At 50.0% G+C, this 25,516-nt stretch carries 28 protein-coding genes; 9 read left to right on the forward strand and 19 right to left on the reverse strand.

Annotated elements, in window-relative coordinates; genetic code table 11:
• Nucleotides 1-245: 245 nt before the first annotated feature.
• From ACYVSB_RS09260 to ACYVSB_RS09275, 4 genes are all read left to right on the forward strand, one after another.
• Nucleotides 246-371, forward strand: a complete 126-nt coding sequence (locus tag ACYVSB_RS09260; protein ID WP_263853211.1) for a hypothetical protein — start codon at nucleotides 246-248, stop codon at nucleotides 369-371.
• A gap of 304 nt (nucleotides 372-675) precedes the next feature.
• Nucleotides 676-1,041 (forward strand): hypothetical protein, encoded by a 366-nt coding sequence (locus tag ACYVSB_RS09265; RefSeq protein WP_125600632.1) that lies wholly within the window; start codon nucleotides 676-678, stop codon nucleotides 1,039-1,041.
• 27 nt (nucleotides 1,042-1,068) lie between these two features.
• A complete protein-coding gene (locus ACYVSB_RS09270; protein ID WP_125600635.1) occupies nucleotides 1,069-1,416 on the forward strand; it encodes a hypothetical protein in 348 nt (115 codons plus the stop codon).
• A 178-nt stretch (nucleotides 1,417-1,594) separates the two neighbouring features.
• Nucleotides 1,595-2,122: a DUF308 domain-containing protein gene (locus ACYVSB_RS09275; protein WP_125600638.1), complete on the forward strand. Its 528-nt coding sequence runs from the start codon at nucleotides 1,595-1,597 to the stop codon at nucleotides 2,120-2,122.
• Nucleotides 2,123-2,264: 142 nt separating this feature from the next.
• On the opposite strand, the gene ACYVSB_RS09280 is transcribed toward ACYVSB_RS09275, so the two are convergent.
• The 9 genes from ACYVSB_RS09280 to ACYVSB_RS09320 form a co-directional block, all read right to left on the reverse strand.
• On the reverse strand, nucleotides 2,265-3,470 hold the full coding sequence (locus ACYVSB_RS09280; protein WP_125600641.1) for a serine hydrolase domain-containing protein: 1,206 nt from the start codon (nucleotides 3,468-3,470) through the stop codon (nucleotides 2,265-2,267).
• A gap of 90 nt (nucleotides 3,471-3,560) precedes the next feature.
• Nucleotides 3,561-4,760, reverse strand: coding sequence for a serine hydrolase domain-containing protein (locus tag ACYVSB_RS09285; protein WP_125600643.1), 1,200 nt, complete (start codon nucleotides 4,758-4,760; stop codon nucleotides 3,561-3,563).
• A gap of 27 nt (nucleotides 4,761-4,787) precedes the next feature.
• Entirely contained in the window at nucleotides 4,788-6,089 is a 1,302-nt protein-coding gene (gene dltD / locus ACYVSB_RS09290) for a D-alanyl-lipoteichoic acid biosynthesis protein DltD (RefSeq protein WP_461219200.1), read from the reverse strand.
• Complete coding sequence (gene dltC / locus ACYVSB_RS09295) at nucleotides 6,041-6,274, reverse strand: D-alanine--poly(phosphoribitol) ligase subunit DltC (RefSeq protein WP_125600649.1); 234 nt, start codon at nucleotides 6,272-6,274, stop codon at nucleotides 6,041-6,043. Before dltC ends, dltD begins: the two co-directional genes overlap by 49 nt.
• Nucleotides 6,275-6,352: 78 nt before the next feature.
• Complete coding sequence (gene dltB / locus ACYVSB_RS09300; protein ID WP_125600652.1) at nucleotides 6,353-7,564, reverse strand: D-alanyl-lipoteichoic acid biosynthesis protein DltB; 1,212 nt, start codon at nucleotides 7,562-7,564, stop codon at nucleotides 6,353-6,355.
• Nucleotides 7,557-9,077 carry a D-alanine--poly(phosphoribitol) ligase subunit DltA gene (gene dltA, locus ACYVSB_RS09305; RefSeq protein WP_461219234.1) on the reverse strand — a complete coding sequence of 507 codons (1,521 nt, stop codon included), beginning with the start codon at nucleotides 9,075-9,077 and terminating at the stop codon, nucleotides 7,557-7,559. Before dltA ends, dltB begins: the two co-directional genes overlap by 8 nt.
• Nucleotides 9,078-9,090: 13 nt before the next feature.
• Nucleotides 9,091-9,237 carry a teichoic acid D-Ala incorporation-associated protein DltX gene (locus tag ACYVSB_RS09310; protein WP_125600654.1) on the reverse strand — a complete coding sequence of 49 codons (147 nt, stop codon included), beginning with the start codon at nucleotides 9,235-9,237 and terminating at the stop codon, nucleotides 9,091-9,093.
• A 228-nt stretch (nucleotides 9,238-9,465) separates the two neighbouring features.
• Nucleotides 9,466-9,807 carry a YxeA family protein gene (locus tag ACYVSB_RS09315; RefSeq protein WP_125600657.1) on the reverse strand — a complete coding sequence of 114 codons (342 nt, stop codon included), beginning with the start codon at nucleotides 9,805-9,807 and terminating at the stop codon, nucleotides 9,466-9,468.
• Between the two features lie 283 nt (nucleotides 9,808-10,090).
• Nucleotides 10,091-10,363, reverse strand: coding sequence for a hypothetical protein (locus ACYVSB_RS09320; RefSeq protein ID WP_125600660.1), 273 nt, complete (start codon nucleotides 10,361-10,363; stop codon nucleotides 10,091-10,093).
• 217 nt (nucleotides 10,364-10,580) lie between these two features.
• Between ACYVSB_RS09320 and ACYVSB_RS09325 the strand changes: the two genes are divergently transcribed.
• Complete coding sequence (locus ACYVSB_RS09325) at nucleotides 10,581-10,769, forward strand: hypothetical protein (RefSeq protein WP_461219201.1); 189 nt, start codon at nucleotides 10,581-10,583, stop codon at nucleotides 10,767-10,769.
• A 137-nt stretch (nucleotides 10,770-10,906) separates the two neighbouring features.
• Here ACYVSB_RS09325 and ACYVSB_RS09330 read toward each other — a convergent pair whose 3' ends face one another.
• Nucleotides 10,907-12,868: a M13 family metallopeptidase gene (locus ACYVSB_RS09330; RefSeq protein ID WP_125600663.1), complete on the reverse strand. Its 1,962-nt coding sequence runs from the start codon at nucleotides 12,866-12,868 to the stop codon at nucleotides 10,907-10,909.
• A gap of 181 nt (nucleotides 12,869-13,049) precedes the next feature.
• Nucleotides 13,050-13,331: a hypothetical protein gene (locus ACYVSB_RS09335; RefSeq protein ID WP_125600666.1), complete on the reverse strand. Its 282-nt coding sequence runs from the start codon at nucleotides 13,329-13,331 to the stop codon at nucleotides 13,050-13,052.
• Nucleotides 13,332-13,463: 132 nt separating this feature from the next.
• Between ACYVSB_RS09335 and ACYVSB_RS09340 the strand changes: the two genes are divergently transcribed.
• Complete coding sequence (locus tag ACYVSB_RS09340) at nucleotides 13,464-13,655, forward strand: hypothetical protein (protein WP_461219202.1); 192 nt, start codon at nucleotides 13,464-13,466, stop codon at nucleotides 13,653-13,655.
• Between the two features lie 829 nt (nucleotides 13,656-14,484).
• Nucleotides 14,485-17,754, forward strand: coding sequence for a bacterial Ig-like domain-containing protein (locus ACYVSB_RS09345; RefSeq protein WP_461219203.1), 3,270 nt, complete (start codon nucleotides 14,485-14,487; stop codon nucleotides 17,752-17,754).
• Nucleotides 17,755-17,879: 125 nt separating this feature from the next.
• On the opposite strand, the gene ACYVSB_RS09350 is transcribed toward ACYVSB_RS09345, so the two are convergent.
• The 8 genes from ACYVSB_RS09350 to ACYVSB_RS09385 all read right to left on the reverse strand — a co-directional run bounded on the left by ACYVSB_RS09350 (nucleotide 17,880) and on the right by ACYVSB_RS09385 (nucleotide 23,133).
• Entirely contained in the window at nucleotides 17,880-19,013 is a 1,134-nt protein-coding gene (locus ACYVSB_RS09350; protein ID WP_125600672.1) for a YdcF family protein, read from the reverse strand.
• Between the two features lie 55 nt (nucleotides 19,014-19,068).
• Nucleotides 19,069-19,389, reverse strand: coding sequence for a DUF898 family protein (locus ACYVSB_RS09355; RefSeq protein ID WP_125600675.1), 321 nt, complete (start codon nucleotides 19,387-19,389; stop codon nucleotides 19,069-19,071).
• 183 nt (nucleotides 19,390-19,572) lie between these two features.
• Entirely contained in the window at nucleotides 19,573-20,346 is a 774-nt protein-coding gene (locus tag ACYVSB_RS09360) for a MerR family transcriptional regulator (RefSeq protein WP_164511173.1), read from the reverse strand.
• Nucleotides 20,347-20,443: 97 nt separating this feature from the next.
• Nucleotides 20,444-20,617: a hypothetical protein gene (locus ACYVSB_RS09365; RefSeq protein WP_164511174.1), complete on the reverse strand. Its 174-nt coding sequence runs from the start codon at nucleotides 20,615-20,617 to the stop codon at nucleotides 20,444-20,446.
• Complete coding sequence (locus ACYVSB_RS09370; protein ID WP_164511175.1) at nucleotides 20,617-21,312, reverse strand: NAD(P)H-dependent oxidoreductase; 696 nt, start codon at nucleotides 21,310-21,312, stop codon at nucleotides 20,617-20,619. Before ACYVSB_RS09370 ends, ACYVSB_RS09365 begins: the two co-directional genes overlap by 1 nt.
• A 189-nt stretch (nucleotides 21,313-21,501) precedes the next feature.
• Complete coding sequence (locus ACYVSB_RS09375) at nucleotides 21,502-22,011, reverse strand: DNA-3-methyladenine glycosylase I (RefSeq protein WP_125600684.1); 510 nt, start codon at nucleotides 22,009-22,011, stop codon at nucleotides 21,502-21,504.
• A 10-nt stretch (nucleotides 22,012-22,021) separates the two neighbouring features.
• The gene (locus ACYVSB_RS09380) at nucleotides 22,022-22,735 is read right to left on the reverse strand and encodes an MgtC/SapB family protein (protein WP_461219204.1); all 714 of its coding nucleotides are present in this window, start codon (nucleotides 22,733-22,735) and stop codon (nucleotides 22,022-22,024) included.
• Nucleotides 22,732-23,133 (reverse strand): hypothetical protein, encoded by a 402-nt coding sequence (locus ACYVSB_RS09385; protein WP_125600690.1) that lies wholly within the window; start codon nucleotides 23,131-23,133, stop codon nucleotides 22,732-22,734. Before ACYVSB_RS09385 ends, ACYVSB_RS09380 begins: the two co-directional genes overlap by 4 nt.
• A gap of 592 nt (nucleotides 23,134-23,725) precedes the next feature.
• Here ACYVSB_RS09385 and ACYVSB_RS09390 point away from each other — a divergent pair.
• Both ACYVSB_RS09390 and ACYVSB_RS09395 read left to right on the forward strand, forming a co-directional pair.
• On the forward strand, nucleotides 23,726-24,088 hold the full coding sequence (locus ACYVSB_RS09390) for a hypothetical protein (RefSeq protein WP_125600692.1): 363 nt from the start codon (nucleotides 23,726-23,728) through the stop codon (nucleotides 24,086-24,088).
• A gap of 54 nt (nucleotides 24,089-24,142) precedes the next feature.
• On the forward strand, nucleotides 24,143-25,495 hold the full coding sequence (locus tag ACYVSB_RS09395; protein WP_125600695.1) for an FAD-dependent oxidoreductase: 1,353 nt from the start codon (nucleotides 24,143-24,145) through the stop codon (nucleotides 25,493-25,495).
• The last annotated feature ends 21 nt before the right edge of the window (nucleotides 25,496-25,516 follow it).

Below are 25,516 nucleotides of genomic sequence, written 5' to 3' on the forward strand. Positions count from 1 at the left end.
CGACCACCTTTAACTTTTTCTCTATCATACCTTGCTGACGACGATCCAGCAATGGTGAGAGCCTTGATGGGTATTGCATTGCTCGGATTGATTCTGAAGATGGCGTTCTATTCTTGGCCTTTCGCTTGGTGGTAGATGTGGGTGGGTGTTGCGCGTGAGCGCAACCGGGTCCTATTCATTATTTTTCGCCTAGTTGCAGGTGTACCGGGTTTGGATGGTGACGCAACCGCCTCAGGACGTTTGTCGTGGCTGGAACGCGGTGGGCATCGTTTGAAGCCAATCCGCAAGCCCAGCGGCTTGTCTTCAAATCGAGCCTTATTCTAAGCGATAAATCGCTAAGAATAATCTCACCGCTGAGCCACACGTCCTGAGGCGGTTGCTAGGCAGAATTGAGCCTATCTGCAATCGAAGTTGGGTATCTGACGAAGTGGTTTTGCGAGCTAGAGGTCAAAACGATGGCCCACTTTTGAGGTGGAACTGCAACACCAACGGATTTGGATTAGGCGGTCGGGACATTTTGCGTAGGCTGACCATCTCTGTTTGTTTCCTTAATAATTCTTGAGTGGCAACCGACTGATTCAGTTGATTCACTGAGAACTGGGTCTGTTCATCAGACAGACTGTGCTGGTGTCGCCAATTCAAGGATTGTAACCACTAACCACGGCCGTCAATTGCGTGGGTTCCCCATCAATTGGCCATAGCTTGCTGGCCGGCGTGAGTGCTCAAACGGCTGTTATAACGTTGAGCGGCTGGAGCGGAGAAATTCGGGGTGAGATCGCCGTGAAATTGTCCTTGGCGGCTCTGCCGCTTAGGACAAGGCCTGATTTTGAGACAAGCCGCGCACTTTGCGGATTGGCTCAAAACAGCGCCCACAGCGAGCTCACCCCGAATTTCGCAGCGCAAGCTGCGGCCAATCTACTTTCATCTGCAAAGTATCGCATCCCACGCCACGGACAAACTCCTTTCAACCAATCTCAAACAAGCACAGTTAGTCAGGGGGGCTTACCAAATCCTAATAATAAAGGTATACTGTTCTTATGAGGAGAACTTATTTGGAGGCTTTTAGCAATGGAAAACGAACTGACACACACTGATTTAAAAGATAATGAAACGGGGCACGCTTTCTTATCCTTTTATCTAGAACTGTTTCGTCAAAATGAAATGGATCTGCTGACAACATTCGATCAGAGCAACCAGATCCCGGAAACAAATCACTTCTTGAAGCAAGCACCCTATCCTACTCGTGAAGCAATCTTGACGGCCCTCTTCACCAATCGTCACACCGAGTTGGCAACGTTACGGAAGGCAATTGTCGCGCAATATCCTGAAACTGCGGCGTATCAAACCACGACTGATTGGCATGACTGGTACCATCGGGTGATCGATCAGGTCGCGCAACGGACTTCGCGGGACTAAGATGGCCTGAACGCAACATGTCGGAGGGCGAATTTCATCAAGCTCTGAATTCATTGACGGCTTGATGCAGCGGTACCGAAATTCTACACACTAAGATCAGGAAGAAAATCAGCCTTCGGATTGATGGCAACACTCACTTTTTCTGGCAAAATGAAAGTGAACATTGGAGGTTAAGATCATGGATAAACTCGTTAAGAATATCAAACGCAACATGTGGCTTCGCGCCGCGATCTTTATCGTCTTAGGTCTAGCATTAGCGTTCTATCCCCAACTATCCTTAAATGGGATCGTCAAATTGATTGCCCTTTACCTTGCGATCATGGGCGCGATCGACTTGATCGGGGGCAATAAGGAGCGGACGCAAGGCGCGGCAATGAACCAAACAATGATTGGTGGGATCATCAAATTAGTCGCTGCGGTCTTTGTTTTCTTCTTCGCTAAAGGCTTGCTAAACCTGATTCCATTTATTCTCGGGATCGTCTTGTTGGTTCACGGGATCAATTATGTGATGCAACTTCGCGGTCATCGGCAATATGTCAATGTAAGCCCAGTTCCTGGCTACATTTACGGCATTCTTTTGATCATCGCCGCTGTGGTTATGATCTGGAATCCCTTCAGTACGATCACAGTGCTGATTCGCATCTTCGGTTGGATCCTCGTCGTCATGGGGATTTTCGAAATCGCCGGTACGCGCTTTTTCAAATAACATTGCTTCAAATCAAGGTGGCTCGGTCAAATCATGACCGATACAAAAAGAGACCAGCACGCGGCTGGTCTCTTTTTGTATCGATTCAACTTGATCTGGGGCTGCTACTGGCGCGATGATGTTCGGACCGACCGGCACCCGGCTACAAAACCAAATTGATCAAGAGTGACGCTTTGCCTTTCAGGCTCAGATAGTTGACGCCATAGTTCGACATGAGCACGACCCCAGACTGGCCATTCTGGCTTAAATAGACCGTTGATTCGAAACCGGCGCCTAGCCCATTGGCATAGCGGACTTGGGGGCCATTGTAGAAGCCCCCACTATAAGGACTAGCGCCACCTGAGACGAAGAGTTCTTGGACTGAAGCGGTCGAAATCAGTGTGCCGTCAAAAATCGAGCGCACCGTCTCATAGAAATCACTGGCGGACATGAAGACCTGGCCCGTACCCAGTTCCAAATGTTGTTGGGTCGCACTCAGAGTCATTGGCTTATTGTAATTACCCAGTAGCGCGTCTGTGATTGGATAGGCCGTCGCCGTGGCAACCGGCGAGTTCATTTCATAGCCGAAGGTAGTGTGTTTCAACCCCAGGGCAGTAATGATCCGCTCATGGAACAATTGCCGGTAAGATCGGCCGGTCACCTGCATCAGGATTCCCGCCAGCAACACAAAGTTGATTGGCTGGTAGTTCTCCGTGTTATATGAACTCGGACTGAAATTAAGATGGTCAATGTCGTAGGCAATGACTTTCTCATCACTGGTGTAGGCTTCACTGCCCATGCCACTCATGGTCAATCCCGATTTCATCGCCAACATTTGCCGCAAAGTGATCTCATTGCTATGGGGCACCTGCGGGTAATATTTCGCCAAAAGATCATCCAAACTCAGCTTCCCAGCCTCAACTTCCTGCATGACCAAGGTGCCGGTCAAGCATTTCTGCAAGGAGTCGATTTCAAACGCGGTCCGATTGGTATTGGCTTGCAACTTATTGTAGTCGGCATACCCAGCGGAATACTGCGCGACGATGGCGCCATTCTGGGCAAGAATCGCGCTGCCAACAAAGTGAATGCTCTTCAATTGGGTAACCAATTCTTGTTGAAAATAATGATTCAATCTGGTGTTCAAAACCGCTTTGGTCTCTTGTTTGGTCAAATCCCGCGCTTGCGCCTGAGCCTTGGCTCGTGCCTTGATCTTGCGTTTCTCCCGCGCGACTTTCGCCGCGTAGGTCGCGTGCTCGTATGCCTGATAGCGCGTATACCCCAAATAACTGCCAAAGAGGCACAGCAGCACAGTGGCCACAATCAAAATGGCACGGGTGCCGCCGGACAATTTCCGATGTTGCTGCTTCATAACCTTCGCCTCGAGTTCCCCCAACTCGACAAGAACGTCATACTCAGCTCGGGGCAACCGCCACGGCTGACTGCGACGTTTTGTCAGCTACTAAAGAAGTGATTGCTGTAGATCCTTGGCCATCCCGGCGATCAAATTCAGTGAAACCGATTGGTTGGTCATCAACACGACACCGTCTTGGCCATTTGGCGTGATGTGGATCGTGGAACGGAAATAAATCCCTACGCCATTAGCGCTTTTGAACGGTTCCGTATTATAAAGACCCCCACCATATTGATCCCGGGAATTACCTTTAAATTGTTCCGCAATCAAGGCCGCTGGTAGTAATTTCCCATTCAAAATACTACTGACAGCACGATAGAAATCTTCCGCCGACATGAAGACTTGACCCGTTCCCAGCTCATAATGCTGTTGCAGTGGTGACAAGGCTAGCGGCTGCTCATAACTTGGTAGATTACCTGCCGAATAATAGCCTGTTGCCACCAGCGAGGCAGCTGGGATCTGATAACCAAAATACGTATGTTGCAACTGCAAAGGCCGGATAAGCTGTTCTTCAAAAAGCTGCTGATAAGTTTGACCGCTGACCTTTTCTAGGATCCCCGCCAACAAAACCACGTTGACCGGCTGATAATTAGCCTGGCCCCAGGCAGATGGTGTGAACTGCAAATGGGCAATGGCGTTATTGACCACATCACGATCACTGTTGTACGGTCCGGAACCCATCCCATTCATCGACAGCCCTGACGTCATGGTAAACATCTGGGCCAAGGTGATTCTCGTACTCCCGGGAACTTGTGGATAATACTGGCTCAAATGATCCGACAGCTTGACTTTACCCGCTTGAACTTGCTTCATGACTAGAAACTCGGTCAAGCATTTCTGCATCGAGTTGATCTGAAAGGCAGTATCCGCGCCATTAACTTGGCCACGTTGCGCGTTGGCGTAGCCGCGGCCATAGACGGCGACGACTTTGCCATCTTTGACCATTAGGCCTGTCCCGACAAATTGATTATCATTCAACTTGGCTTCTAGCTGTTGTTGATAATCGACATTGTTGGGACGCTTTAACTCAGAGCGGCGCGACTGCTTCGGCGCGGCTTTTTTCGGCTTGGTTTCCGCTTGCTTCTTACTGGCCTTCTGCGCGGAAGTTTCCTGCCGCTCAGAAGGCCAGTGTGAGCGGCGATGTCCCCGCCAATACCAGCCACCAACCAGCAGTACGAAGACCACCGTGATCGTCAACAACGCAACGATCCGTCCACGGGATTGCTTTCTTTGTCGTCTTGTTCTCATGGTTCTCCCCCCGGAGCCAGATTCTGACTATTTCACGATTTTCTGTTGCCAAGCTGGCGACAAATAATAATCACTGATTTGGTAATCGGGTTGCGCCTGAGTCTCCGTCAAAAACGGTCTAACCGACTGATCCATTCGCAGCCAACCGCGCCAACCAATGTGGATCGTATCTTCCATATAGTAAGCCTGATTGCCGTCCTCCGACAGATCATCAATATTGGTGAACCCTTGATTGAGCAATTGTTGCTTGATTTTCTTGGTGGTTTGCCGCCACATGGTCATGTTGAGACCGGTATAATCGACCCAGCGTTGATTGATCGGCGGTAAAACAAATTCCACTTGGCAATTCAACGCCGCTAATTGTTGCAAGACCAGTTGAAAATCCGCATATTCTGGCGAACGCCGATAATCGAAACGAACTTGACTGTCCTTCAACCGTGGTAGGCGCCGCCCGCCACGCAATTCCTTCTTGAAGAAACTATCTTTGATATTAAACTCATTGTTCGTGGTTTCTTGTTGGGCCTGCTTGACCGCCACCTGATTTAACAAGCGCTCATTATCCGTCGCCGGTAATTTCTTCGTTTCCTGCTTGATATGTTCCCAATTGTTATCAAGATCCAAGGTTGAAAAGAGGGCATCCTCATTCTTCAGAATAACCTGCTTCTGTGTCAGCATCAGCTTCTCCACCGCTGATAACCGTCGTCCCGCCGCGATTTTCTTGGTGGCGTTTTCGATCAGCAGGCTGGACGTTCCCGAAGGCATCGCTAACAGCCGTTGAGCAGCATAACGATCCGCCTTGGTATTCTTAGCCTGCAAGAGCCAATCCGTTGCTTGCAAGGCTGAGTAGTAATAGCCGAACGCATCCGGTCGTTGTCCCTTAGGCGTGAACCATTGCGGCGAAATCACATAAACAACCTTCTTGTTGCGGAGCTGGGCGCTCATCTCTTGAATGGTGAAGTAATGATTCAACGATTGACTCCCCGGTCCCCCTAGCAACAACGTTTGGTAACCGCGTTTGTACTTCGCCGCCAAAACTGACGGGTGCATCGCGTCCATCCGCGACAGTTCTGATGAGCCAATGAAGGGCACATAATTATCGTTAAGCGCGACATCCTTGATTTTCTCACCGCGATAAACATTGGTGGACAGCGAGACCGTCGCCTCTTTCAACGTTTGGGAATTGATCTTCAGCCCGCGCCATGGTGTTGCAAACAGTGCCAGTGCCGCTATCACTGCCACCAAGACTGGGCCAAAGGTTCGCCACAGTTGTTTGCCGGCTTTCATTTTAGCGCCGCTACTTTCGCCACGATCTTGTTCGGGGTATCCCATTCATTGCGATCAAATTCAGAGACCGGCACATCCACATCGAATTGATCTTCTAGATCCAGCAACAATTGCACGGTTGCCATGGAATCCAATAACCCATTGGCGAAAATATTCTCGTCTAACTTGCCGCCGAGATCCTCACCTGTTAAATCATTTAAGATCGAAACTACTTTTTCTGTATCAGTCATTGCCAAAACCAACCTTTCTGAAATCAATTATTATTTTGAATTACCGTGGATCCTCCGCGACTGCGATAGGATCGGCGGTTACATGAACCAAAGTTTGTCTAAGATCCCTGAGAAAATCAAGAAGCTGAAGCAAACCACATTGAAGGTCAAGAAAACACTGAACCCTTTGGTGAACTTATTACTGGGGATCTGCGCCTGATGTTTCTTCTTATACCGCAACCAAATATCGTTAATGATGATCGCGCAGGCATGGAACAGACCGTAAACAATGTAATACCAAGTCAACCCATGCCAGAAGCCCATGATCAGGAAATTGACCAAATAGGCGATCTGTGAGATCCGGATCCGGTTCTTGATCCAGCGCTTCTTCATGAACCAGAAGGTAAACCGCATAAAGATGAAATCGCGGAACCAGAAGGACAAGGTCATATGCCAACGATTCCAGAACTCCTTGATGTTGCCTGCCGCAAAAGGCTTATTGAAGTTGGGCGGTGTTTTGATGCCCATGAAATAGCTGATCGCGATGGCAAACAAGCTATACCCAGCGAAATCAAAGAACAGATACATGCTGTAATCATACATATAACCTAGCAGCGCCCAAGACAGACCGAGGCCGCCGAACGCGTGGCGTTGCATTAACGCCCAATGTTGCAATGATGGCAGCCACAATGTTCCAAAAAGATAACCTAGAATAAATTTATAGAAGAAACCGAGAAAGAGATAATGAACGGCCTTTTCCAAATCTTCTAAATAGGCGCTACGATCGGGAATCGTTTCATAGTCTTTCTTGAAGCGACGATAACGGTCGATCGGTCCTGAGGAGATCGTGGGAAAGAACAGCAAGAAATGTAAGTACAGCTTCCAATCGAAATCCTTGATTGTACCATCCCGGACTTCCATGACGACTTGCACCGTCTTAAAGGTCAGGTAGCTAATGCCCAGAAAGCCCAGCGTAATTTTCCCGCCGGCGAGAAAGGGCGTGAATTTAACCACGGTCAACGGCAAAATCGCCAGTAAAACCGCGCCCACAAAGACGCCGGTTTGATTGCGCGTCTTGCGATAATGAACATAGGCCAGCGTCAGAATGAACTGATAGGCGATGTAGATGATCAAGGCCACCCCTTGTTGCCAGTGGTCCCCGCCAAAGGTCAACACTAAGAAGACTAGGCTGAAAATTGTTTCGTAGACGCGGAAACGCTTGCCGTGATAAAGACCAATCATGATCGGTAATAAGCCCAGCAGTAAGATCAGAAAATATCTGGGGCTACTGTATGGTTGTAAATTAATCACTGGCATTGACCTCCTGGATCAGCGCCTTGATATCGACCTTCCCATTTGCGGATAGGGGCAGTTCACTGCGATAAACGAACCGCTGGGGCATCATGTAAGGCATGATATCCTTGGCCAAATTCGCCTTGATCGCAGCGGTCAAAGCTTGCTGATCTTCGGGATCCCCGGCCGCCGGAACCACCAACGCTACCAATTGGGTAACCTTGTGACCCTGGTTGTAGCGCGGAACGATGGCGCCTTGGTCGACGATCTTTTGCTGTTTCAAGAAGAAATTCAATTCTTCCAGCTCGATCCGATAACCGTTGAATTTGATTTGGAAATCCATCCGCCCACGGTAAAAGAGCAAGCCAGCGTCATTGAAGAAACCAATATCGCCACTGGCATAACTTGGCCAGCCGCCTTTTTGCCGGAAGACCGCCGCGGTTTTCTCAGGTAAATTCAAATAGCCTTTGGAAACACTTGGTCCGCTAATAATGATTTCCCCTTGTTGACCGACAGCCGCCGCGCCATCTACCCAAATTTGCGTATCTGACTTCACGTAGCCGATTGGTAAGCGGTCATAACGCTCCAAAAGCGCCGGTGTGATCTCCACGCCGGTGACCGCCACCGTTGTTTCTGTAGGGCCATAGGTGTTATACAACCGCGACTTCGGGAACCGCTGCTTCAGGGTAGCGGCGGTTTTGTGGCTCAATTCCTCGCCACAGAACAAGAACGTCACCAAGTCAGGATAATGCTCACTATCGAAATCAGCCACTAGTAGACAGATTTCGATCAAAGATGGCGTGGAGATCCAAATATTCAGATCCATCGTCGGTAGCGTTGCGAATAGCGCTTTGAAGTTGTCTGTGATCTCCCGAGGCAAAACCTTCAGCGTTCCGCCGGTCACCAGTGTTGGGTATAAGCCCATTACGGATAAGTCGAAGGAATACGGCGCCTGCGCCAAGACATTGGCATGTTTCGGGAAATAAAAATCCGCTAGCTGCCAGTTAACAAAGCTTTCCAAGTTTCGAGCGCTGATTTGAACCCCTTTAGGTTTACCGGTGGTGCCTGAGGTGAAAATAATATAGAAATTCTCGTCATCGCTGACATATTGCTCGCTTGGCAACGGCGCCGTAAGTTCCTGATTGGTGAGCGCCATCAGATCGTCCTGATCGATCACCTGAATGTCAGTCAAAGCTACAGGTAAAGGTCGAACCGCAATGACCAAGGGTGGTTGGGCCACCTCCTGGATCATTTTAAGCCGATCGTTTGAGGAATGATCATCCACCGGAATGTAAGCATGACCTGCTTTCACCGCCGCTAGAAAGGCCACAACCATTTCAAATGTTTGTCCCCCATACACCATGATCGGCGCCTGTTTGGGCAAATTCAAACTCAAGAGGTGCGCGGCCAAGCGATCGGCGTTGACCCGCAATTCATGGTAGGTGTGTTGCTCCCCTAAATAGTCATAGGCAAATTTGTTTGGATGCTTTTGACTGACTTTATCAAAAGCCGTAATCACATTTTTGATCATCATCGTTATCCCCCTAGAATTCGTTATAGATGAAATGACCACCGTTGATGCCGCTATACCCATACAGGTACACCAGCACCAAAATTATCAGAAAATAGAATACTGTTCTCAAAATAAAGCGGCCAATTTGCTTTTTCTGACTCTGCTTTTTCTCAACCATTACTCATCCTGCTCCCTTCTTGAGCTGAGTCGTTATCCCCCGATAAAAACTTGACCACCAATAATTTCAAACGCCAGATCGGCATTTGCCGAACTTGTCTAGTCATGCTCGCCAAATTTCAATCTTTTGCTGTCCAAAAACTAACAAAATTACATTTTAATGTCAAGAATGTTCTCCTTTGTATGCTCATGCACAAATTTCTCGATTGTAACCGCTGAGCAGCGGCGCTTACTGATCGGCCAACGACAGCCGGGTCAAAGCTTTAGTCGGGACCTCTTTCAACGGGATCCGCCGAACGGAGACGACTTTGCCCTGCCGATAGTAGAACTTCAAGTAACCTCGTTGGGGCAGTTGACGACGCTCGGCCCGATCCAATTGAATGTGGACCAAGTTGCCATGACGATCGAATCCGGTCAACTGTTCGCCATCATTGCCCAGCGCAGTGTCTTGATCGATCAATTTCATCTCGGCATAAACCACGGTCCCTGGCGGCAAATAATGTTCCGCGCCATACCAAGCGCCGCCGATGATCAACCCGAACAAGACGATCAACCCAATGATTCTTTTCATGATCACGTCGCAACTCCTTTCTCGTGTTTCAGAATCCATTATAGTCAGTCAACTTAATCGAAACCATTTAACCAACGAACAGCAATCTAACAAAAATGTTAGTTGACAGAAAAAGAATGCGCAGCGCAACATGGCGATTCTGATGTTGGCCGCAGCTTGCGCTGCGCGTGGCGTTGGTGGATTGCAGATGTGGTAGGGCTCCAGGTCGGGCTGGGGGTGGTGGAACGCTGCGGGCACGACTTGAAGCTTTTCGGAAACCCACCGAAAATCTTCAAGCTCGGCCTTATTGTAGGCGATAAATCGCCAACAATAATATCGCGGCTGACTCACCCCCAGCCCGACCTTCCGCCAACTGATAACCAGCCCACCAACGCCACGCTCCGCTCCAGCTACTCAACATTATCATAGTCACTTGAGCACTCACGCCGACTGGTAAGCTATGGTCAATTGATGGGGAACCACGCAATTGACGACCGTGGTTAGTGGTTATACGCTTTAAATTGGTGACACCAGTACAGTTTGCTTGATGAACTAGGATAAGATTTTGCTGAATCAACTGAATCGGTCGGTTCCCACTCAAGATTTGTTAAGGAAATAGATTAAACTATTAGGCCTGCGCAAAATGTACCGACCTACTAATCCAAATCCGTTGGCATTGCCGTACCATCCCAAAAGAGAGCAATTGTTTGACCTCTTACTTGCAAAACCACTTCGTCAAATCCTTCGCTTCGATTGCAGATAAACTCAATTCTGCCTAGCAACCGCCTCAGGACGTGTGGCTCAGCGGTGAGATTATTCTTAGCGATTTATCGCTTAGAATAAGGCTCGATTTGAAGACAAGCCGCGCACTTTGCGGATTGGCTTCAAACGATGCCCACCGCGTTCCAGCCACGACAAACGTCCTGAGGCGGTTGCGTCCCCAACCAAACCCACCACACCTGCAACTAGGCGAAAAATCATGAATAGGACCCGGTTGCGCTCACGCGCAAACACCCTACACACCTGCAAATCAAGCGCAGGCATAAAAATAGCCCTCAGCAGCGAGGACGCCGCCAAGGACTATTGCGAGAAATTTTATTGATCTGTTGACCCGGAATTTCTACCAGATATTGACCCGATCTTCTGGTGCTAACCACATGCCATCTTTTTCAGTAACATTGAAGGCCGTGTAGAAATCATCCATGTTTTGCGCTTGGACATTGGCCCGTAATGGACCTGGCGCGTGCACATCAATGGCCAAGAGCAGTTGATTGAAGGCCGCGGTTGCTTTGAGCCGCCAAACCCGCGCCCAGTTGGTGAAGAACGCTGGCAAATCAACATCCGCTTCACTTTTAGCCGCTTGCAAGGCACAGCTTAGGCCGCCACCATCCGCGACATTTTCACTGATGACCAACTTGCCGTTGACCTGCGCGCCTGAATAAGGGATGCCGTCAAACTCGTTGATCATCGCTTGGGTCCGCTTTTCAAAAGCGGCGTAGTCGGCGTCTGTCCACCAGTTCGTCATATTTCCCTTTTCGTCAAATTTCGCGCCATTATTATCAAAGGCGTGGGAAATTTCATGGGCGATGACGGCGCCGATCCCACCATAATTCTCAGAACTGGATTGTTTCAGACTGTAAAATGGGGCCTGCAAAATTGCGGCTGGGAAGGTGATATCGTTGAAACTTGGATCGTAGCAGGCATTAACTAAATTTCCTGGCATCGCCCAGCGACTGCGATCGACTGGTTGATCCAATTTAGCGAAACTGTAAGCCCGCACGACTTGGTTCAACGACAAAATATTACCTAATAAGGTGCCGCCGTCAGCCGCTGTTTTGACTTTTAATTGAGCATAGATCGGTTGGAGTTTGTCTGGGTAGCCGACCTTGATCTTGATCGTATTCAGCTTCACGATGGCCTTCTCTTTGGTGGCCTGGGACAACCAAGTATTGTCAGCCAAGCGGGCCTTATAAACATCGATCATCTTGTGGATCATTTGCGCCACGTCTTGACGAGCGGCATCGCCGAAATATTTCTCCCCATAATACTTGCCCACGGCGTCATCGAAATAACCATTGGCCGTCCGATAAGCAAATTTTTCGTGGGAAGAGGCTTCCTTTTGGCCGCCGATCGCACGGCCGTAAGTTCCGCCTAAGATCCGCAATTCGTCGGTCAAGGCGCTGGTCGTGGAGAGAATCATATTGACCAACAACCAACTATGATACAGTGGGAAGTTTGCTTCGCTAACCAATTGTGATAGATTTTCAAAATAATGCGGTTGCGTCAAAACAACCTTTTCTGGTGCTTTACCGAAGACACTGGTAATTGCCCCAGCAAAATCAACGTCCGGCACCAATTTGACGACGTCTGCGAAGGCATAAGGGTTGTACTGCTTGGTGTAATCTGCCAATTCTTCTGAATTCTTGACCAAAGGCACGATCAAGGCGTCAAACTGCTTCGCCTGCGCGACTTCTTTGGCCGCAGCTTCAGCGTTGTAGCCGAATTTAGCCAAAACGTCTTCCGCCATCTTCGTCCAAACAGCCAGTAATTGGGCGCCATTTTCATTATCTTCAGCGTAATAAGTCTTGTCCGGCAAGATCAAACCAGGCACATCAAGATAAATCAAATTAACGTCGGTGTTTTTCATATCGGGTTCAACGCTCAAGCTAAACGGTTTAGCGACGCCATCTTTGATCAAGGTCGCTAATTGGTGGTTGAAATCAGCCCAGCTGGTCACGCCAGCGACTTCATCTAAAACAGGCTGCGCCGCGGCAACGCCGGCTTGATCACGGTCTTCAAAAGCCAAGGCTAATTCATTGAGTTTGACCGCTTCAGCCAAAATCGGGTCAGTTACTTGGCTAGGATCTTCACGGAAGCCCGCGAAATCGGCCAGCATTTGTTTCTCCAATTCGTCTGCCAGATCAGAGAAGCCGCCAGTCCGGGGTTGGTCGCCGGGAATGACCGCTGTTTTGGCCCATTCGCCGTTGATCGCGAGGTATAAGTTATCTTGGATCCGGGCTGATTCAGCAGCGGTCGTATCGCCAGCGCCGCCACGAACAGTTGCCTGATTTAATTTTTTCATTAAACGTTAACTTCCTTTCATTGGTGCAGAAAAATGATTTGTCTTAATTCTATCACTAAGAGTTTAATTAGACAAATATGAGAATAAAGTTTTTTTGCGGCAACTCAGCGCTAGACGGACAGATAAAAGTAGCTAGTCCGCAGCTTGCGCTGCGAAATTCGGGGTGAGCTCGCTGTGGGCGTCATTTTGAGCTTTTCGGAAAACCACCGAAAATCTCAAAGCTGAGCCTTGGTCTAAGTGGCATAGCCACTAAGACCAATTTCACGGCGATCTCACCCCGAATTTCTCCGCTCCAGCCGCTCAACGTTATAGCAGTCGTTTGAGCACTCACGCCATCCAGCAAGCTATTGCCAATGGATTGAGAGCCACGCAATTGACGACCGTGGTTAGTGGTCACCAGCTTTAAATTGGTGACACCAGGGCAGTCTGTTTGATGAACTCGGACAAGATTTTGATGAATCAAATGAATCAGTCGGTTTCTAACCAGAATCCGTTTAAGTAAGTGAGATATAGTTGGCGGCACTATCCGAAATGTACCTACCTATGTCCCTGAATCTGTTGGTGTTGCTGTACCACCCCATAAGAGGCAGTTGGTTTGACCTCTACCTTGCAAAACCACTTCGTCAAATCCTTCGCCCATATTGCAGATAAGCTCAATTCTGTTCAGCAACCGGCTGGGACTACGCGGCTCAGTGGTGAAATTGTCCGGTTCTTTCTAAACTTTGACGAAGACGCGATCAACGCTGATATAGCAGCTTTCATGACGACGAATAAATACTCCAACTAAATTAATTGGAGCGATAGGAAATAAATGGCCACATCAAGCCAACCTATTATCTAATGTTGCGTGTTGCAATTTCTCAAATTCCGGAAGCAAGCCTCTCGATTATCGAGAAATTTTCAGGCCATTCGCCAAACGTTAGAAAGAACCTAACTTCTTCACTTTAGGCGTCAAAAAGGAAATCTTGATGAATCAAATCGGCCAAAATGGTGAGTAAAAAATGAATTTTTATAACAAAATAAGATATTTTCATGAAGAATAAGGGCTGAAATCGGTCTTATAAGTCCGAGAAACACTGTGTCCAGACTCAACAAAACGTTGATGATTCAGTGTTTTGTTATTCACTACCCTCCTGGATAGCGGGCGTTTTAGACAGATTTCTTATCGTTGCTATATGCTTGACAAATTGTCCATGTGGCTTTAGTATGACCATGAATTAATTATTGGGGAATAATAATTCATTTGTATCGGCAACGATGGACTACACAAAGATTTACTTGAATTGGGTCAGCGGCTTTTTCAAAGGATGACTTCTTCTGATTCTCAACTGGGCGTGATCACTTTCTGAAAGGGCGGTGGTCGCGCCCGTTTGCCTATTTGCTCGACATTCGGAACTTGGGACAAGTGGTAGCGGTGACAAGTTCGCGTCCGCAAGAGCATTCGGTAATCATGAGTGTAATCGAAGCGGTCGCTTGATCAACGTCATAACACCTTCATAGCAACGCCCTGACAATCAAACAATCAGCGCAGCCGGTCTTCAGTCGCTCAGTCGCTCTGCTAAAGCGGCGCGGTTTGGTTAACGGAGCAAATCTATCTTTTCATTGGGGGAAAGATCATGAATAATCATCAAACACATTTCAGTCATTTGATCAAAGGTGCCTCGCTACTTAGTGTGGCTGTTTTAGGCATCGGGACCGTAGCGCCTAGCGTGCCGGTCTTAACAGTCGCCGCAGCAACCGCCAATAGCGCGGAAACAACGGCTAGCACGGACACGACCGCTAACACCAGCACAACGGAAACCACCAGCGCAACAGCAACTACGAGCACAACAGCTAGCGGCACGACAGACAACACCGCGGCGGCGATCACGGCGGATCCTTATTTGAGTGCCAGCACGCCCACTGACGCTAGTGGTTTGGCAGCTTATTCGCAGTTTCAGGTCACGACTACGGCCGGCGCCACTGAAACCGGGCCCATGGAACAAGTCGGGACGGCCATGCAAGCAATCATTGATCAGACCCAGTTCGCTAGTCTGGGACTTTTGAGCACCTTGCATAACACAACTGCAGGCGACATAACGATCAATGCGGTTTTTAATTTACCCACAGCGACCAGCACCGCGGTCACAGCAACGGCCACGGCGGCGCCAACGATCAGTCAGGACGCCGGATTAACCGTCCTCTATCAGGCGGCAGATACTAAATACAGAACCTTGCAAGCCTACGAAGATGCCGGCAAAACTTGGTCGGAGTTGAAAGCGATTCAAATCAAAGGCACCTTGGCGGCAAATCAAACCGTCCAAGTTACCACACCTTTAGCGGTCACCGGCCTGGCCGCAGCCGACTTGACCAAAGAAGCGAGTACTGAGTTAACGACCACATCGTTCACTTATAATGCCGCGGGCCGCTCGCTAGCAACCAAGGGTATCATTTACTTTGCCAATGCGGTTCCCGCCAATTACACCGGCTACAACGCCATTGATCCTACCGGTGCCAATTGGGACAGCGCCACTCAAAGTTTGCTCAAGGGTTTGGTGCCGCGTGACGATATCACGGCGCTGAATTTTGGTGGCAGTACTCCTAGTGGGACGACGCTATTCACTACCGGACGCTACGCCTTGGATCTTAGTCGGATCAAGGCAGCGGTCAATCCGGCCGGCTATAGTGTGGGCCTGAGTAGTAACGGCACCCAACTGAGTCAGTACACTTACGCCACCCCCGATAAGATGAGCACCACGCTTAATGTCACGCTGATCAAGGTGTTGACCACGAAAGACAGTAACTTGACTGTCGGTGACACTTGGTCTGCCGCGGATAATCTCGTGGCGGCAACTTCACCAGTTGATGGCACCGATATCACGAGCAAAGTCACGACATCCGGCACCGTCAACACCACGAAAGCCGGGACCTATCCGGTGACCTATGCCTACCAACTGGGGTCAGAGACCATCAGTCAAACCGCGACGGTCACCGTCACCGGCGCGACTGATTTAGGCAACCTGATCGACACCAGCAAAATCAACAGTTCGGCGGTCGACAGTGAAACCAATACCTCCGCGACGCCTGACGAACAAGGCGGTTACCAACATTACAGCCAGTTTGCGGTGACTGGCACGGACGGGACGATGGCTTATTCACCGATCGCTAAATTCCTCACGACGGACGATCTGAAGACGACCGCCACCACTACGCCCAACGCCATCGTCAACGCGCTGAATTTCAAGAGTTTGGCTCTGATTGGTACGATCAAAAACACCACCAACGGCTCATTGCGGATCCGAACAGCTTTTTCCCTGCCTAGTTCGGTGCCGGTTACCGCTGCCACACGGCTGTATGCCCGCGCGACTGCAGCGGCGACTGCGGTGGCTGGTTCCACCGATGGGTTGACCCTCTATTACAGCAATGGTGACGGTAATTATTTCCCGCTTGACGAATTCCTCAGCAAAAACGACAATGATTACCAGAAAATCGCCGTTGTGATGGTCGATGGCACTTTGCGTAAAGGTCAAAACCTCCAGCTGTCGATTCCGCTAGCAGTAAGTTCTAGCGATAGCGCGGCGAGTCTGGCCACAATGATTAACACGATCAACAATAACAATGACCACGCTACCTCTGGGGTTGTCCAATCCGCGCTCAGATTTACCAGTCGTACTTTTACCTTTAGCCAGCCGACTGCCACAATCAGTTCCACGGGGCGGTTGGGTAGCTACGCAACGTTCGCCAACTCCGCGATTTACAATAACGTGCTGTTCGCCTTACCTGTCAAGCTGTTCACCAACGGCTTCCTCGCGACTTACTTAACCGGCGACGATAGTTATGTCACCTTCCCTGAAGATGTCCAAGCCCTGCTCGATCTTCCCGAACCGGTCGCGCACTACCTTCAGTTCAAGAATTACATCGCCAACGCCGAATTCAGCGCCTATGACGCCAAGAATACGGGCACTTATACAACTGGTTCTTATCGAATCGTGCTTGACGACATCAAAGACAAGGTCAATCCCGCCGGACTTTCGGTGGTCGTTGACAGTAGCGGGAAACAAGTTGACTACTATACCTATCGCACAGGCACAAGCAACAGCTTCAGTTTGACTAATTCGGACGGTTCAGATTCAGGTTCGACTGCAAGGCAACAAGAATATATTGAGCTGATCCAGGTGCTTGAGACGACCTCTTCTAAATTCAAAGTTGGTAGTTCCGAAGCCCATAATTGGACGACCACCACGAATCTAGTTCCCGGCAAGAATCCCGCGACCAAGGCTGCGTTGACCTCAGCCGACTTCAACGTGGCCGTTACCGATGCCCAAGGGCAAACAATCACCGATCCAGAAACCTACTTGGCCAAAACGCCCGGCATTTACACCGTGACTTACAGCTATCAACTGGTCGATTCGGTCATTTCTAAACAAGCGACGGTCACCGTCTTGGCCGATCAATCACTACCATCCGGCGGTAATGGCGGCGATGACAACAACTCTGGCAACAATGGCAGTGGTGACACTAACAACAACTCTGGCGACAACGGCAGTGATGGCAATACCAACAATCCTGGCGACAACGGCAGCGATGGCAATCCCGGTAGTGATGACTCCGGCAACCAGGACGACGCTAGTAACGGCGCCGGCAATGACACCAACGGCACTAACAATAGTACCGGCAGTGACAGTAGTGATGATTCCGCCACGAATGGCACTGATCAGAACACAACGGGCACCAGCACGGCGCCAACCTTACCGATGACTGGCGCCACCACCACGGAAGCAACGAAGCCGACGCTACCGCAAACCAACGAACAATCGACTAAGGTCGCTGTAGCGATCGGTCTAGCCTTATTAGGCGCTACTAGTGTACTTTTAGGCCATTTAGCCTTACGGAAACGGCAGCGCTGATCCCAGCGATGAGCCTGCAGACACGCAATTGAGCCGTGGCACAAAAAGAAGCAAAACGGAATTCCCGCTTTGCTTCTTTTTTGTTTTTCATCATGTTGATTGGGTTCATTTTGTCATGGTTTTGCTTAATTCGTAAACCGTCTAAAGAAGCGGACCAACCATTGCGAGAAGGCATCGGAGTTGTTGAGGCCGTAAACCAGCCCCGAGGTCAGTAACAACAACCCGACAAAGGTGACCAGGATCCAGAAGTGGCGCCGCTTATTCATGATCAGCACCGCGACGAACTCACGGATCAACGCGTTCGGCAGGAAGTAAAGCCGTGTAGGCGCGCCAACACCATTAGCAGGTAGGCCAGCTTGGCGCGCATACAAGCCCGCCCGGAAAGTGTGATAGTTATTGGTGAAGAACTTGACCCGTGGTTGTGCCCGGGTCCCTTGATAATCAGACGTGATCAGTTGCTTCGAAAAGGTCATATTCTCTAAGGTAGTCGTAGACCGATCTTCCAACAACACCAAGCGCGGATCCAAGCCGTGGCCCACCGCGTAATCGGCCATCGCCTTGGCTTCAGACAACTTCTCGTCTGGACCCTGCCCGCCAGAGAAAATGATTTTCGGAGCAGGACGACCTTTGGCTTGTTGCTTCTGGGCAAACTTCAGCGCCCGCTCGATCCGATTACCGAGCAGGCGTGAGACCCGATCACCATCGATCAACCCGGCGCCGAGCACAATCAAATAATCGGCCCGGTAGCCCCGCGGCACGAACTGATACAAGGCGGCGTTGACCAAGAAATTATAACTACAAACAACCAAGTAGAAGCCAATAAAGGGCAACACCGTTAAAATCACATTTAACCAGTTAGGCAGAAAACGGTTCACCGCCAGCAGGTTGATCACCCACAGTAAGATCAGGCCCACACCTAAGAACAGCGTCAACATATTCGACAAGGTATGACTTTCCCGTTTCCACACCAAAATCGCATTCCACAGCAGGAGCGCCCACAGGAAGAAAAGCACCAAGGCAATCAACATGAGGAGCATAATGAAGGTGATCCCCATGATCGTGATAAATACCACGTTGCGCGTCCAGAAAATCAAAAAGGCCAATTCTAATAAGAAAACAACAAAAAATAACGTAAATAAAACACCATTCACTAACCGTCGCGGTTCCGCTAACCACGACCACAGAAATATTCCCAAAAGGACGATCGTCGCCAGTCCCGTATATAAGGGAGCCTGATTCAACCAACCTGCTGTCGCCATTATTCCCTTCACTCCCCCGAAGCCATTATTTTGATTGCGCTAGGATCAGCCCACCTCAATTCAGGAAAGTAGTGTGCCGTGTCTTCCAATCGATCAATTTGATATTGACCCAGAACCCATAGATCCCCAAAGTAATGATCGTCAAAACCAGCCACTTCAGCCATTGTCCAAACAATTCAACGGCAGTCCCGTCGAAATGCATCCGATGACCATCAACAACCGTATGATTGATCCGCCACCCATAAATCATCGTCAATGCCCAAGGATAACAGATTCCCAACGTTACCGCTGTCACGATTGTTCCCATTAACGTCCACCCGATAAACTGCAACAACCCACCATCAAAAAATGATGTTTCACCATTCCGTGTTTCCATTTTTCCACCCCATCGCACGCCGTCCGTGCCCTTCAAATTGTCTATATTTTACCATAATTATTCTGTCGATTCGGCGCTTTTCAACAAAATAGGACGAAAGGCTGAACGCCTTTCGCCCCGTGGACTTGCCCTGACAACGTCACTGTCTTTAATTGATGCGACGTAACCGCACTCACCGCTGATCTAGCGCGCGTAGTGGTCAATGATCGCCACCAATAACGCGGTCGCGCCAGGACCAGCCGCGTCATCATAATACTTGATAAACCGCGGATCTGCTGCGTACATGGCCGCCAACCCACGATGGGCTTCCGCCGAATAAGGTTTCGCCTGGCCCCAAGCCAGCCGCACCCAAGCACGGTGCGCCGCAAAAACTTGTTGGCTCCCGCTTGAATCCAGATCCGGTGTGGTTGGCCCCAGCAACTGGCGCAACCCGGCAAAAACCTGCTGCTCTAATTGCTGCATTTGTTGGACCGCCGCCGCCGAACGCGCCAACCACTGCTGATTGGCCCGCTCAACTTGCGCGTCGCCATATTTTTGCCGAATTTCTGGGCCATATGCTTGTTCGTTGTTCGTCACTTGCGCCGCTTTAAAGGCGGCAAATTTCTCTTGATCACTCATGATGAGCGCCCCTTTCTGATAGTCAAGCGTCCGCTGCACCAAGGCCAAGAGCCCCGCGATCCGCGTTTGCTGAGCCAGTAATGCCTGTTCTTGTTCTTGCAACGCTTGAAGAATGTTGAAATCAGGAGCCAGTAAAATTTGCTTGATCTGCGCCAAAGGCAAGCCAAGTTCGCGATAAAACAAAATTTGTTGCAAGCGATCGACCTGATCACTGGCGAACGACCGATAATTATTTTCCGGATCACGTTGAGCCACTAGCAGCCCCTCGTTTTCATAAAACCGGATCGTCCGCTGGCTGACTCCGGCTAATTTAGCCAGTTCATTGGTTTGATAGCGCATCTGACCACCTCCTGATAACCACAGCATAAGGGCTGACGTAACGTCAAGGTCAAGCGAAATTTCTCAGAATGCAAAAAAGGTAGCAGGACAGACCTGGCTACCATTGCTCGTGATTCCAAATGCGACCGTCCAGCTCCCCTTGCCCATTGACCAATCGTTGCGCCAAGTCCGCCACATAGGTTTGGGTCACCGCTAGCAAGGCGCGATCCTGATACTGCGGCAGTTGCTGGCTCAAGTCTGCTAAGGTTTGTTGTAGCCATTGTTCATCCATCATGCTTGCTCCCCACTACGAATCTCTCGCAATTGTTCTTGCAACGTTTGGTATTCAGCCACGCCAGCCTCCAACTGTTCACGGATCAGCGTCAATTGTTGCCGCTGCGCTGTTGTGGCCGGCTGTAACTGCGCCAATTGCGCCAACAACCACTGCCCGCGCTGCGCGAAACTTGCCGGCTGGGCCAAAGTCAGCCGCTGTTGATAAGTCACCAAAAGTTGTTGCCGCTCCGCCGGCGTTTGATAGGCAAATTGCGTGATGACTAACGGTGGCAAATAGCGCCAATTCAATTTCTCCGCAAAGGCCTGGTACGGGCGCAAAAGCTCACTGATAGCGAAATGTTCCTGCGCGCCCGCCTGGTAAGTCGCCAGTGATTGGCCCAAGGACACCACCACGGACAGCTCTTTGCCAGCCAAGTTCCCGTATTGCGCCACCTCGCCAGTGAAAACCTCATCTTGCCACTGCTTCAAAATAAACGGCGCGCTATACCAGTAAAAGGGAAACTGGAACACAATCCGCTGGGCCTGTTTGACCAAGTCCAACTCGGCGCTGGCCTGAAAATGACCATTCACGCCTGCGACGGCCGTTATATCATGCCATTGAATCGCCCCGGTCGGTGGTAAACTAGCCTTGAGAAACTGCTGTGTCGGCGAATTGGCCACTTCAGGATGGGCCACTAAAATCAAAGTTTTCATCATCAATACCTCAAACGTTTTTTGATAGGTTGCCATGCACTGGCGCAATACTGACAAGTTGCGGTGGGAAACGAGCTGCCTTTGAACAGGTTGGTTGCGGCGCGTCCCGCGATTTTATTTGCGGCAATTTCGGTTACGACAGGTTACAAGGGGCCCCCACTGATCACAGGGTGTATTACCGCGCGCTGATCAAGCCTGCTCACGTTGCTGGATCACCCCGGCTGCCAACAAAAATAATTGCACGGTGGTGGGGCCAACAAACTTAAAGCCCCGGCGCTTCATATCACGAGCTACCTGTGTTCCCAGGCTTGACTGTTGATTTAACGGCGTTCCCGGCGCGATTACCATGACCCACTGCTGGTGGTCGGTGAAATGCCAAAGATAGGCACCAAAGTCCGCGAACTCTGGCCGTAACAGCATAATCGCCCGCGCGTTCGCGATCACCGCGCGTAACTTGCGCGGATTGCGAATCAATTCCGGATCACGCAAGAAGCGTTCCAGCTCCGGTTCATCAAACCCAGCAACGATCTGCGGATCGAAATCGGCGAAAGCTCGCCGAAACGCCGGCAACTTACTGGCCGCCGCCTGCCAACTCAAGCCCGCTTGAAAAACCGCGACGACCAACAGCTCAAACAGCGTCGCTTCATCGTGAGTTTCCTGGCCAAATAAACGTTGATACTCCTCAACACCCGCTGACATGGCGACCTCCTTAAACGTTGACCAGCAGCACTTGTTGCATATGATCAAAGGCGGATAAGTCATCAACCAACTGCACATAACTCATTTCATGCGGCAAATCGATGGCGTAAACATTGGTATAAACCACGCCACTGTCCAGCCGACTTACTTTGAAGCTGACCCGTTCGATCTTAATTTTTTTGTCCGCAAAGTAGGCCTGCAACTGCTCTCTGGTCGCGGTTTTTTCCGTGTACTGAATCTCGACCCGCTTGAAGGCTGGATGCACCACAATCACTTTTTTCAAAAGCGCCAGGACGGCCAAAACAACCAGCGCGCTGATCCCGGCGATGCGGTAATACCCCATCCCCACGGCCAAGCCCAAACCAGCCGTCGCCCACAATGAAGCCGCGGTGGTCAATCCAGTCACGGCGCGATGCGTGACCACGATTGTCCCTGCGCCCAGAAAGCCGATGCCACTGACAACCTGCGCAATCAGCCGCGCTTCATCGGCGCGAATCACGCCTGCGAATTGGGGTTGCGCCTTGGCGAACGCCAACGCCTCAAAGCCGATTTCTTGCTGGATCATCGCGATCACGCAGGCGCCGACGCAAACGAGGATGTGTGTGCGGATGCCGGCGGGATGGTTCTTTTGCTCCCGGTCGTAGCCGATCAAGCCCGAGATCACCACGGCTGCCAAAAGCCGAATGAGAATCTCTACCGTTGTCACTGATAATTTCAAAATCATGCCCCCAAAAATGCTTTCTTACACCTTATATCATACCATGTTCCGGGCAGCTGGGTGTTTTCGCGTCTGACCACTTTGGACGAAAATTGCTGACGCTGGGTGAGATGGCCTGGCTGTTTTGATAAAAGTAGGTTGGCCGCAGCTTGCGCTGCGAAATTCGGGGTGAGCTCGCTGTGGGCACTGTTTTGAGCCAATCCGCAAAGTACGCGGCTTGTCTCAAAATCAGGCCTTGTCCTAAGCGGCAAAGCCGCCAAGGACAATTTCACGGCGATCTCACCCCGAATTTCTCCGCTCCAGCCGCTAAACGTTTTAACAGCCGTTTGAGCACTCACACCGACTGGCAAGCTGTGGTCAATTGATGAGGATCCACGCAATTTACGGCCGTGGTTAGTGGTCACAAGCTTTAAATTGGTGACACCAGTACAATCTGTCTGATGAACTAAGGCAAGTTCTTGATCAGTCAGTTGAATCGGTCGGTTTCACCGAGGATTATCTAGGAGGCAAGTGTAGTGGGGCTCCAGAATAGTTGCGTAGCTAAGCGGAAGGGAAAATGCTAGGTCGGCGAACACGTTTCAACACCACGCTCCGCTCCAGCCGCTCAACGTTACCACAGTCTTTTGAGCACTCACGCCAACTGACAAGCTATGGTCAATTGGTAGGGAGCCACGTCATTGACAACCATGTCCAGTGATCATCAACTTTAAATTGGTGACACCAGTGCAGTCTGTCTGATGAACAAACCTAGTTCTCAGTGAATCAGCCGAATCAATCGGTTTCCACCTAAGGATTGTTTAGGGAACAAGTAAAGATGTTCAACCAATGCAAACTGTTCCAACCTACTAATCCCAATCCGTTGACATTGCCGTACCACCCCAAAAAGGGCAATTGTTTTGACCTCTAGCTCGCCAAACCACTTCGTCAAATCCTTCACTTCGATTGCAGATAAGCTCGATTCCGCCTAGCAACCGGGTCGGGCCATGCGGCTCAGCAGTGAAATTATTCTTTGCGGCTTTGCCGCTTAGAATAAGGCTCGATTTTGAGACAAGCCGCGCACTTTGCGGATTGGCTCAAAACGACGCCCACTGCGTTCCAGCCGCACAAATGGCCCGACCCGGTTGCGCTCACGCGCAACACCCACTCACCCCTGCAATCAAGCGCAGGTTCCAGAATAGCAACCAACCGCCTAAATCAATTTCAAAACAGTTGCCCACCCCACCCCAGTTCGACATTTATAGTAGAAGCCGATTTCATTCACAATCTTCACGAAACCACTTATCCCCATTCGCATCGCGTTTGTGCGCCACTAAAAACAAGTTGAAAGCGTTGACATTATTGGCGAATCCGCTACAATGAAAATGTAGTCTGTATCAAAATTATTGGAAAACCAAATAAACGGAGGAAGTCCTTATGAAAGTTATTGTTATTGGCTGCACACATGCCGGCACTTTTGCGACACAACAAATTTTGACTGAGCATCCTGATTGGCAAGTTACCGTTTACGAACGCAATGATAATCTCTCATTCTTATCATGTGGGATCGCGCTTTGGGTCGGCGGTCACGTTTCCGATCCGAAGAAGATGTTTTATTCAAGTCCTGAGGCATTAGCTGGCTTAGGCGCAACGATGAAGATGCAATATGATGTTCTCAACGTTGACACTGCTGCTAAAACCGTTCGCGTCAAAGATTTGAAAACTGGGGAAGAATCAACTGACACTTACGACAAATTAGTAGTTACAACTGGCTCAGCGCCAGTGATCCCACCAATTGAAGGCATCGACAACGCTAAAGTCCAACTTTGCAAGAACTGGACGCATGCGACCCAAATCAAAGCAGAGTCCGAGAAGATCGATTCAGCGATCGTGATCGGCGCTGGCTATATTGGCGCTGAACTGGCTGAACAACTTTCTCTGTTGGGCAAGAAAGTGACTTTGATCGACGCTTTACCGCGTGTGCTCGCTAAGAATTTCGACGCGGCGATCACCGAACGCGTTGAACAAGATTATCGCGACCATGGTGTTCATTTGGCGATGGGCGAGAAAGTTGTTAAATTCAGTGGCACCGATGAAATCACGGTCACGACTGATCACGGCAGCTATACCGCTGATATTGCGATCATGGCAGCTGGTTTCCGGCCTAACACCGAACTGATGAAAGGCAAAGTTGAGATGATCGGCAATGGCGCGATCGTTACCAACGAATATATGCAATCTAGCGATCCTGATATTTACGCGGCGGGTGACTCCTCCGTTGTTCACTACAACCCAACTGGCAAGGACGACTATATTCCATTGGCAACCAATGCGGTTCGTCAAGGGATCTTAGTTGGGAAGAACATTGCCGCGCCAACCGAGAAATATTTAGGCACACAAGCGTCATCCGCGGTTGAATTATACGGTAAGACGATTGCTTCTTCCGGCTTGACCGTCGATGGGGCTAAGGCTCGCGGCGTGGTTGTTGACCACGTTGTTTTGGAACAAAACTATCGGCCCGAATTCATGCTGACGACCACGCCAATTTTGATGGAACTGACTTGGGATCCTGAAACTCGTGTCGTTAAGGGTGGGGCTTTCTTCAGCTCTTATGACTGTGCGCAATCTGCCAACGTTCTCTCGCTGGCAATCCAAACCAAGATGACGATCGACACGCTCTCCATGGTCGATATGTTCTTCCAACCTAACTTCGACCAACCTGTCAACTACGTCAATGCCTTAGCTGGCGCCGCAGTTGCCAAGGCCGCCGAAGCGGTGGGCGCCAAATAGTCGCCAGTCACCCAACCTGTT

Source organism: Lapidilactobacillus salsurivasis (assembly GCF_054785215.1).